The sequence below is a fragment of the Mycobacterium sp. genome (assembly GCF_002863225.1).
Lineage (GTDB): Bacteria > Actinomycetota > Actinomycetes > Mycobacteriales > Mycobacteriaceae > Mycobacterium.
The window spans coordinates 80,254-89,180 of record NZ_PKEK01000036.1; the positions used below are offsets into that span (position 1 = coordinate 80,254).

Below are 8,927 nucleotides of genomic sequence, written 5' to 3' on the forward strand. Positions count from 1 at the left end.
CCGATGCTGACCCTGGCGCTGGACATCGGCGGCACGAAGATCGCCGTCGGACTCGTCGACCCGGCAGGTGAATTGGTGCATCGAGCCGTCGAGCCCACCCCTAAAGGTGTTGACGCAGAGCATGTCTGGGCTGTCATCGCGCGGATGATCGCCGACGCATCCGCGGTGGCCGAGGGTGCCATCCGGGCGGTCGGGGTCGGTTCCGCAGGACCTGTGGACTTGGCCGCCGGGACCGTCAGCCCGGTCAATGTCGGCTCATGGCAAGGGTTTCCGCTGCGCGATCGGGTCGCGGAAGCGATGCCCGACGTGCCGGTGCGGCTGGCCGGGGACGCCGTCTGTATGGCGCTGGGTGAGCACTGGCGCGGCGCCGGCCGGGACGCCCCCTTCGTCCTGGGCATGGTGGTCTCGACCGGCGTGGGCGGCGGCTTGGTGCTCGACGGCAAGCCTTATCAGGGGCGGACCGGCAACGCGGGGCATGTCGGCCACGTGGTCGTCGAACTGGACGGGCAGCCGTGCCCCTGCGGCGGCCATGGTTGCGTCGAGACCGTCGCGTCCGGACCGTGGATGACCAGGTGGGCGCTGGACAACGGCTGGGCCGGACCGCCCGGTGCCGACGCAGTCGCGCTCGGCCACGCGGCCGCGGCCGGTGACCCGTTGGCGCTGAGAGCATTTCAGCGAAGTGCCACCGCGCTCGCCGCGATGATCGCCTCCGTCGGTGCGGTGTGCGACCTCGACCTGGTCGTCATCGGCGGGGGAGTGGCGAGGTCGGGCCCGGTCCTGTTCGACCCGTTACGGGCGGCGCTGGCCGGCTATGCCGGGTTGAGCTTCATCCGCGGACTGCGGGTGGTGCCGGCTGCGCTGGGCGGCGATGCGGGACTCATCGGCGCCGCCGCACTGGTCTCGTCCGTCACCTGAGTCACACCGTCCGACCGGGCACCGATGTGCCCGCCTCTGAGCGAATTGAGGGGATGTCGTACCGCCGTGTGATGTTGCTGCGATGACCGTGCTGCGGGGTATCGAGTTGCGTTACGTCCTCTCGATGCAGTTGGCGCGCCACGGCCGTGCAACGATCCGCGAGCTTGTCGACGCGTTGGCGCGGCACGGGTTCACGGCCGATGCTCCGGCCAACAAGTCGGTATCGGACGCGTTGCGATGGGAGTGTCGCCGCGGGCGAGTCCGCCACATCAGGCGCGGCGTCTACGGTCCCGGCGAGATGCCGCGGGGCACCGAGCATCGGATCAGGCAACGTGAGCTCGCGCTGCGGGCCGAGGCAATTCGCTCAGAGGCGGGCAAACCGACACCCGCTCCGGGACGTGCGGAGCCTTCCGGAATGAGGGATACCGGATGAGGACGGCCGTTTTGCCTGATGACGACCGCTCACTGTATGGTGGGCGGCGATCCACCGAAGACCGTCGGTCACCGAGCAATCGGTTGAAGGTCCGGGAATGTCCGGGCGGCCCACGCAGGAGGACGAGGCAAACCTTCGTTGGCGCGAGCCAAGGGAAACATCACGCCCCGACCGCTTCCTGCGTCGGGGCGTTCGTCGTTTCCGGGCCAGCGGGTCGTCGAGCGACGGCCCAGAACCCAAGGAGGAATGCATGGCACAGGCTGACAAGGCCACCGCCGTTGCAGACATCGCTGAGCAGTTCAAGAGCTCAACGGCGACCGTGATCACCGAGTATCGCGGTCTGACGGTCGCAAACCTGGCCGAACTGCGCCGCTCGCTCAAGGGTTCCGCGACCTACTCCGTCGCCAAGAACACCCTGATCAAGCGCGCCGCGTCGGAGGCCGGCGTGGAAGGCCTCGACGAGCTGTTCGTCGGACCGACCGCGATCGCGTTCGTCAGCGGCGAGGCCGTCGACGCCGCCAAGGCGATCAAGAAGTTCGCCAAGGACCACAAGGCGCTGGTCATCAAGGGCGGCTACATGGACGGCCGCGCGCTGACCGTCTCCGAAGTCGAGCGCATCGCCGATCTGGAATCGCGCGAGGTGCTGTTGGCCAAGCTGGCCGGCGCCATGAAGGCCAACCTGTCCAAGGCGGCCGGGCTGTTCAACGCGCCCGCCTCGCAGGTGGCCAGGCTCGCCCTCGCGTTGCAAGAGAAGCGCGCCGCCGAAGAGCCCGCGGCACCGGCCGAGGCGGCGGCTCCCGCCGAAGCCCCCGCAGCAGAGGCCGATGCCCCCGCCGCGGAGTCGACCGAAGCACCTGCGGAATCACCCGCCGAAACCACCGAATAAACCCCGTAACACCCAGGAAGGACCCACCACATGTCCAAGCTCTCCACTGACGAACTGCTCGACGCCTTCAAGGAACTCACCTTGCTGGAGCTCTCGGAGTTCGTGAAGAAGTTCGAAGAGACCTTCGAGGTCACCGCGGCCGCTCCGGTCGCCGTCGCAGCCGCCGGCCCCGCCGCCGGTGGTGCGCCCGCCGAGGCCGCCGAGGAGCAGTCGGAATTCGACGTCATCCTCGAGGCTGCCGGTGACAAGAAGATCGGCGTCATCAAGGTCGTGCGTGAGATCGTCTCGGGCCTGGGCCTGAAGGAGGCCAAGGACCTCGTCGACGGCGCGCCGAAGGCTGTGCTGGAGAAGGCCCCCAAGGAGGCCGCCGAAGAAGCCAAGGCCAAGCTCGAGGCCGCCGGCGCCAGCGTCACCGTCAAGTAGTCGATTCGCGAAAGCCCCCGGAGCCGGACAGGTTCCGGGGGTTTCGTGTATCTAGCGCTGGACCGATGCCAGCTGTGACTGCCGTACCTGCTCCGGCGAGTCACCCAGCGCGACAAGCAGGTTCGAAGTGAGCGCGGCGAGCACCGGCCCGACGGCGTTGCCCTGCGCGCCGTAGGAGCCGGCCAGCTCCAGCATGACGAAGCCGTGGATGGCCGCCCAGAACTGCGCGGCCGTCGCCACCACGGCGGCGTCGTCATCGGGTGAGCCGTTGATTCGCCCGGCCTGCATCGCTCGATGCACGCCGCGAACGACGTGGGCGAAACTGGGGTAGTGGTCGTTGATCTCGGCCAGGCCCAGGGTCAGAACGTCGTGAGCCGGCGCGTTGATGCCGTGGGCGCTGGTGCTGCCGAACATCAAGCGGTACATGTGCGGACGCTCGATGGCGTAGCGGCGGTAGGCGATGCCGGTGGCCATCAGGTCGGCGACCGGGTCTGACGTCGACGGCATCGTCAGCGCGGCGTCGAACTGCCGCAATCCCTCCTCGGCCACCGCGGCGATCAGCCCCGGCATGCCGCTGAAGTAGGTGTACACCGCCATCGTCGAGGTGCCCGCCGCGCTGGCGATCTTGCGGGTCTGCAATCCGTCCGGGCCGTCCTGGTTGAGGATGTCGACCGCAACGTCCAGCAACTGGTCGCGCACGTTGCGTTCGGCAGATGGAGCCACCGAAATATCTTGACACACCCCCGCTGCCATCGGTATAACGGAGGAATAACAGCGTTATTGCAGCTAGGAGCCCAAGTGAGCGCAACCGTCAGCACGCCGCCAGCGAACCCGTATCTGCACGACTTCCTCGCCCCGGTGGACCGGGAGGTGACGGCGACTGATCTGGCCGTCACCGGTCACATCCCCGAGTTCCTCGACGGGCGCTATCTGCGCAACGGGCCCAACCCGGTCGCCGAGGTAGACCCGGCCACCTATCACTGGTTCACCGGTGACGGCATGGTGCACGGGGTCTCGCTGCAGGGCGGTAATGCCAACTGGTATCGCAACCGCTGGGTCCGCAGTCCCGGTGTGCGCCACGTGTTGGGGGAGCCCGCGGCGGGCAGTCGCAACCTCAGGGCCGGTATGCAAGCGCTCGGGGCCAACACCAACGTGCTGGCACATGCGGGCAAGACGCTGGCGCTGGTCGAAGGAGGGGTGGCCAACTACGAGCTCACCGACGACCTCGACACCGTCGGGGCGTGCGATTTCGACGGCACCCTCGCCGGCGGCTACGCGGCGCACCCGCATCGCGACCCGCGCACCGGTGAGCTGCACGCGGTGTCCTATTCCTTTGCGCGCGGCAAATCGGTGCAGTATTCGGTGATCGGCACCAACGGCCATGCCCGTCGCACGGTCGACATCGAGGTGTCGGGGTCGCCGATGATGCACGACTTCTCGCTGACCGATAAGTACGTCGTGATCTACGACCTGCCGGTGACGCTCGACCCGATGCAGGTGCTGCCGAAGAAGATGCCCCGGTGGATGCGGCGCCCGGCGCAGATCGTGGCCGACGCCGTGGTCGGGCAGGTTCCCGTACCCGGGCCCATCGCGGCGATGTTCAACCGCAGCGAGAAGCCCGTCTACCAGATGCCGTACGCCTGGAATCCGAAATACCCGGCCCGGATCGGGGTGATGCCGCGTGAGGGTGACAATCGCGACGTGCGGTGGTTCGAGATCGAGCCCTGCTACGTCTACCACCCGCTCAACGCCTACTCCGAAATGCGCGACGGCCACGAGGTGCTGGTGCTCGACGTGGTGCGCTACGAGCGGATGTTCGACCGCGACCGGCGCGGGCCGGGCGAGGTCGCGCCCACCCTGGACCGGTGGACGATCGACCTGGCCACCGGCGCGGTGTCCAGCGAGCGTCTCGACGACCGCTCGCAGGAGTTCCCACGGATCAACGAGACATTGCTGGGCAGTAAGCACCGGTTCGGCTACACCGTCGGCCTCGACGGGGGCTATGTGGACTCAGGCAGATCGCAAATGTCCTCGGCCCTTTACAAGCACGACTTTGCCGCTGGATCGAGCATGGTGGCACCGCTCGACCCCGAACTGCTGATCGGTGAGATGTCGTTCGTCCCGCGCCCGGCCGCCGGTTCGGCTAGCTTGTCTGAAGACGACGGAATCCTGATCGGTTACGGATACCACCGTGGACGCGGCGAAGGCCAGCTGCTGCTGCTCGATGCGCAAACATGCGAATCAGTGGCGACGGTCCATTTACCGCAACGGGTACCGATGGGATTTCACGGAAACTGGGCGCCGCAGGACTAAGCAAAATCGACCCCCCTGTGCGCTACAGTGACTCAAGCCACAAGCTGGGCTTGGGCTGCGATCAGCAACATCAGCGGGAGGGTTTCGCGTGGGCATCGGTATTCAGGTAGAAGGATTGACGAAGTCCTTCGGATCCCAGCGAATCTGGGAAGACGTCACGATGTCGATTCCAGAGGGCGAAGTCAGTGTTCTGCTGGGACCGTCCGGTACGGGTAAGTCCGTCTTCTTGAAGTCGCTGATCGGTTTGCTGCGGCCAGAGCGCGGCTCGATCATCGTGGACGGCACCGACATCACCGAGTGTTCGGCCAAAGAGCTCTACGACATTCGCACCCTGTTCGGCGTCATGTTCCAGGACGGCGCGCTGTTCGGGTCGATGAACCTCTACGACAACACCGCCTTCCCGTTGCGTGAGCACACCAAGAAGAAGGAAGGCGAGATCCGTGACGTCGTCATGGAGAAGCTGGAGATGGTGGGTCTCGGCGGGGATGAGAAGAAGTTCCCCGGTGAGATCTCCGGTGGTATGCGCAAGCGTGCCGGCCTGGCCCGCTCGCTGGTACTGGACCCGCAGATCATTCTCTGTGACGAGCCGGACTCCGGTTTGGACCCCGTCCGTACGGCGTACCTGTCGCAGTTGCTGATCGACATCAACGCCCAGATCGACTGCACGATCCTGATCGTGACGCACAACATCAACATCGCCCGCACCGTGCCCGACAACATGGGCATGCTGTTCCGCCGCAAGCTGGTCATGTTCGGCCCGCGCGAGGTGCTGCTGACCAGCGACGAGCCGGTGGTGCGCCAATTCCTCAACGGTCGCCGTATCGGCCCGATCGGTATGTCGGAGGAAAAGGACGAGGCCACCATGGCCGAGGAGCAGGCCCACATCGAGGCCGGCCACCACGACGGTGGCACCGACGAAGTCGAAGGCGTGCCGCCGCAGATCTCGGCAACCCCGGGAATGCCGGAGCGCAAGGGAGCCAAGCGCCGCCAGGACCGAGTGCGGGAGAACCTGCACCTGCTGCCCAAGGACGCCCAAGAGGCGATCCTCGAGTCGTTCGAGAACGACAAGAACGAAAACGCGAAGAACAAGAGCTACGACGACAATCAGCAATCGCGACACCGCGACGAGGCCGACACAGCGTCAATTCCTACCCAACGTGGATAGCCGAATCGAAAAGGAGTTGTTCCACAGCCAAGGTGCGTCACCTCTTGACTGAAGCCCCCCAAGGGGTCACTCTGTTGGGCAGAATGAATGCACGGGAATTTCGACTCGCCAGCCAGCGCCGATACCCCCGAGCACGGTAGTTGAGGAATGCGCCGTCCTGCGCTATTGTTGGACGTTGCGCTGGCTGCCTCCTGCCCACCTCACACCCGCCACACGACACCGTGGTCTTAGCTTGAGCTATCGCTGATACAGCGAATTAGCTGCGTGCGTGAGAACGGACAGATCGTTCGCCAGCCGAACCGAACAAAGTCATAGCGACAGACGGTTCCGGTGGCCTCCGGATCGCACGTCGCATGAGGTGCTGGAAGGAATGCATCTTGGCAGTCTCCCGCCAGAGCAAGAAAACCCCTCAAAGTTCGATCTCCAACAGCTCCGTACCCGGTGCTCCCGACCGCGTCTCTTTCGCCAAACTGCGCGAGCCTCTCGAGGTTCCCGGGCTGCTTGACGTTCAGACCGACTCGTTCGAGTGGCTCATCGGTCGGGAAAGCTGGCGCGAGCGCGCGATCGAGCGTGGCGAGTCCGCCCCCAAGGGCGGCCTCGAGGAGGTGCTCGAAGAGCTGTCCCCGATCGAGGACTTCTCGGGTTCCATGTCGCTGTCCTTCTCCGACCCACGATTCGACGAGGTCAAAGCACCCGTCGACGAGTGCAAAGACAAGGACATGACGTACGCGGCCCCGCTGTTCGTCACCGCGGAGTTCATCAACAACAACACCGGCGAGATCAAGAGCCAGACGGTGTTCATGGGTGACTTCCCGATGATGACGGAGAAGGGCACGTTCATCATCAACGGCACCGAGCGCGTGGTGGTCAGCCAGCTGGTCCGGTCGCCCGGTGTGTACTTCGACGACACCATCGACAAGTCCACCGAGAAGGTGCTGCACAGCGTCAAGGTGATCCCGAGCCGCGGTGCGTGGCTGGAGTTCGACATCGACAAGCGCGACACCGTCGGTGTCCGCATCGACCGCAAGCGTCGCCAGGCCGTCACCGTGCTGCTCAAGGCGCTGGGCTGGAGCAACGAGCAGATCCGCGAGCGCTTCGGCTTCTCCGAGATCATGATGCAGACCCTCGAGCGCGACCCCACCCAGAACTCCGACGAGGCGTTGCTGGAGATCTACCGCCGGCTGCGTCCGGGCGAGCCGCCGACCAAGGAGTCCGCGCAGACCCTGCTGGAGAACCTGTTCTTCAAGGAGAAGCGCTACGACCTGGCCCGCGTCGGTCGCTACAAGATCAACAAGAAGCTCGGCTTGAGCGCCACCCCGGCCGAGACCACGTCGACCACGTTGACCGAGGAAGACGTCGTCGCGACCGTCGAGTACCTGGTGCGTCTGCACGAAGCCGCGCAGACTGGCCAGGCCGCTGTCATGACCGTCCCCGGCGGCGTCGAGGTGCCGGTCGAGACCGACGACATCGACCACTTCGGTAACCGTCGTCTGCGCACGGTCGGCGAGCTGATCCAGAACCAGATCCGGGTCGGTATGTCCCGGATGGAGCGTGTGGTCCGCGAGCGGATGACGACTCAGGACGTCGAGGCGATCACGCCGCAGACCCTGATCAACATCCGTCCGGTGGTTGCCGCGATCAAGGAGTTCTTCGGCACCAGCCAGCTGTCGCAGTTCATGGACCAGAACAACCCGCTGTCGGGTCTGACCCACAAGCGTCGTCTGTCGGCGCTGGGCCCCGGTGGTCTGTCCCGTGAGCGCGCCGGCCTCGAGGTTCGTGACGTGCACTCCAGCCACTACGGCCGGATGTGTCCGATCGAGACGCCGGAAGGCCCGAACATCGGTCTGATCGGTTCGCTGTCGGTGTACGCGCGGGTCAACCCGTTCGGGTTCATCGAGACGCCGTACCGCAAGGTGACCGAGGGCGTGGTGACCGACACGATCCAGTACCTGACCGCTGACGAGGAAGACCGTCACGTCGTCGCCCAGGCCAACTCGCCGATCGACGACGACGGCCGCTTCGAAGAGGACCGCGTGCTGGTCCGACGCAAGGGTGGCGAGGTCGAGTACGTGTCGTCGGCCGAGGTCGACTACATGGACGTCTCACCGCGGCAGATGGTCTCGGTGGCCACCGCGATGATCCCGTTCCTCGAGCACGACGACGCCAACCGTGCCCTGATGGGTGCCAACATGCAGCGCCAGGCGGTTCCGCTGGTACGTAGCGAGGCACCGCTGGTGGGTACCGGCATGGAGCTGCGCGCCGCGATCGACGCCGGCGATGTCGTCGTCGCCGACAAGGCCGGTGTGATCGAGGAGGTGTCCGCCGACTACATCACCGTGATGGCCGACGACGGCACCCGGCACACCTACCGGATGCGTAAGTTTGCCCGGTCCAACCACGGCACGTGCGCCAACCAGCGTCCGATCGTGGACGCCGGCGAGCGGGTCGAGTCCGGTCAGGTCATCGCCGACGGGCCGTGCACCGACAACGGTGAGATGGCGCTGGGCAAGAACCTGCTGGTCGCGATCATGCCGTGGGAGGGCCACAACTACGAGGACGCGATCATCCTGTCCAACCGTCTGGTTGAAGAGGACGTGCTCACCTCGATTCACATCGAAGAGCACGAGATCGACGCCCGCGACACCAAGCTGGGTGCCGAGGAGATCACGCGGGACATCCCGAACGTCTCCGACGAGGTGCTGGCTGACCTCGACGAGCGCGGCATCGTCCGCATCGGCGCCGAGGTCCGCGACGGCGACATCCTGGTCGGCAAGGTCACCCCGAAGGGTGAG

At 65.8% G+C, this 8,927-nt stretch carries 8 protein-coding genes; 7 read left to right on the forward strand and 1 reads right to left on the reverse strand.

The window, feature by feature from the left end; all coding sequences use genetic code 11:
* Window positions 1-3 precede the first annotated feature (3 nt).
* The 4 genes from CYU59_RS08905 (at window position 4) to rplL (ending at window position 2,657) form a co-directional block, all read left to right on the forward strand.
* Entirely contained in the window at window positions 4-915 is a 912-nt protein-coding gene (locus CYU59_RS08905; RefSeq protein WP_292988335.1) for an ROK family protein, read from the forward strand.
* Window positions 916-997: 82 nt separating this feature from the next.
* On the forward strand, window positions 998-1,348 hold the full coding sequence (locus tag CYU59_RS08910; protein WP_292988337.1) for a hypothetical protein: 351 nt from the start codon (window positions 998-1,000) through the stop codon (window positions 1,346-1,348).
* Window positions 1,349-1,598: 250 nt separating this feature from the next.
* Window positions 1,599-2,234, forward strand: coding sequence for a 50S ribosomal protein L10 (rplJ, locus tag CYU59_RS08915; RefSeq protein WP_292988339.1), 636 nt, complete (start codon window positions 1,599-1,601; stop codon window positions 2,232-2,234).
* Window positions 2,235-2,264: 30 nt separating this feature from the next.
* Window positions 2,265-2,657 carry a 50S ribosomal protein L7/L12 gene (gene rplL / locus CYU59_RS08920; protein WP_292988341.1) on the forward strand — a complete coding sequence of 131 codons (393 nt, stop codon included), beginning with the start codon at window positions 2,265-2,267 and terminating at the stop codon, window positions 2,655-2,657.
* Window positions 2,658-2,708: 51 nt separating this feature from the next.
* Here the strand turns inward: rplL and CYU59_RS08925 are convergent, their stop codons facing one another.
* On the reverse strand, window positions 2,709-3,386 hold the full coding sequence (locus tag CYU59_RS08925) for a TetR/AcrR family transcriptional regulator (RefSeq protein ID WP_292988355.1): 678 nt from the start codon (window positions 3,384-3,386) through the stop codon (window positions 2,709-2,711).
* Window positions 3,387-3,455: 69 nt separating this feature from the next.
* Here CYU59_RS08925 and CYU59_RS08930 point away from each other — a divergent pair, with 69 nt between their 5' ends.
* The 3 genes from CYU59_RS08930 to rpoB all read left to right on the forward strand — a co-directional run.
* Window positions 3,456-4,970 (forward strand): carotenoid oxygenase family protein, encoded by a 1,515-nt coding sequence (locus CYU59_RS08930; RefSeq protein ID WP_292988343.1) that lies wholly within the window; start codon window positions 3,456-3,458, stop codon window positions 4,968-4,970.
* Window positions 4,971-5,058: 88 nt separating this feature from the next.
* The gene (locus CYU59_RS08935; RefSeq protein WP_292988345.1) at window positions 5,059-6,135 is read left to right on the forward strand and encodes an ATP-binding cassette domain-containing protein; all 1,077 of its coding nucleotides are present in this window, start codon (window positions 5,059-5,061) and stop codon (window positions 6,133-6,135) included.
* Between the two features lie 353 nt (window positions 6,136-6,488).
* Window positions 6,489-8,927, forward strand: a 2,439-nt coding sequence (rpoB, locus tag CYU59_RS08940; RefSeq protein ID WP_292988347.1) for a DNA-directed RNA polymerase subunit beta, incomplete at its 3' end; no start/stop codon positions are given.

Bases quoted from the DNA above. Each gene is read 5' to 3' on its own strand.
- rplJ (WP_292988339.1), top strand. From the start codon at position 1,599: ATGGCACAGGCTGACAAGGCCACCGCCGTTGCAGACATCGCTGAGCAG.
- CYU59_RS08910 (WP_292988337.1), top strand. From the start codon at position 998: ATGACCGTGCTGCGGGGTATCGAGTTGCGTTACGTCCTCTCGATGCAG.
- rplL (WP_292988341.1), top strand. From the start codon at position 2,265: ATGTCCAAGCTCTCCACTGACGAACTGCTCGACGCCTTCAAGGAACTC.
- CYU59_RS08905 (WP_292988335.1), top strand. From the start codon at position 4: ATGCTGACCCTGGCGCTGGACATCGGCGGCACGAAGATCGCCGTCGGA.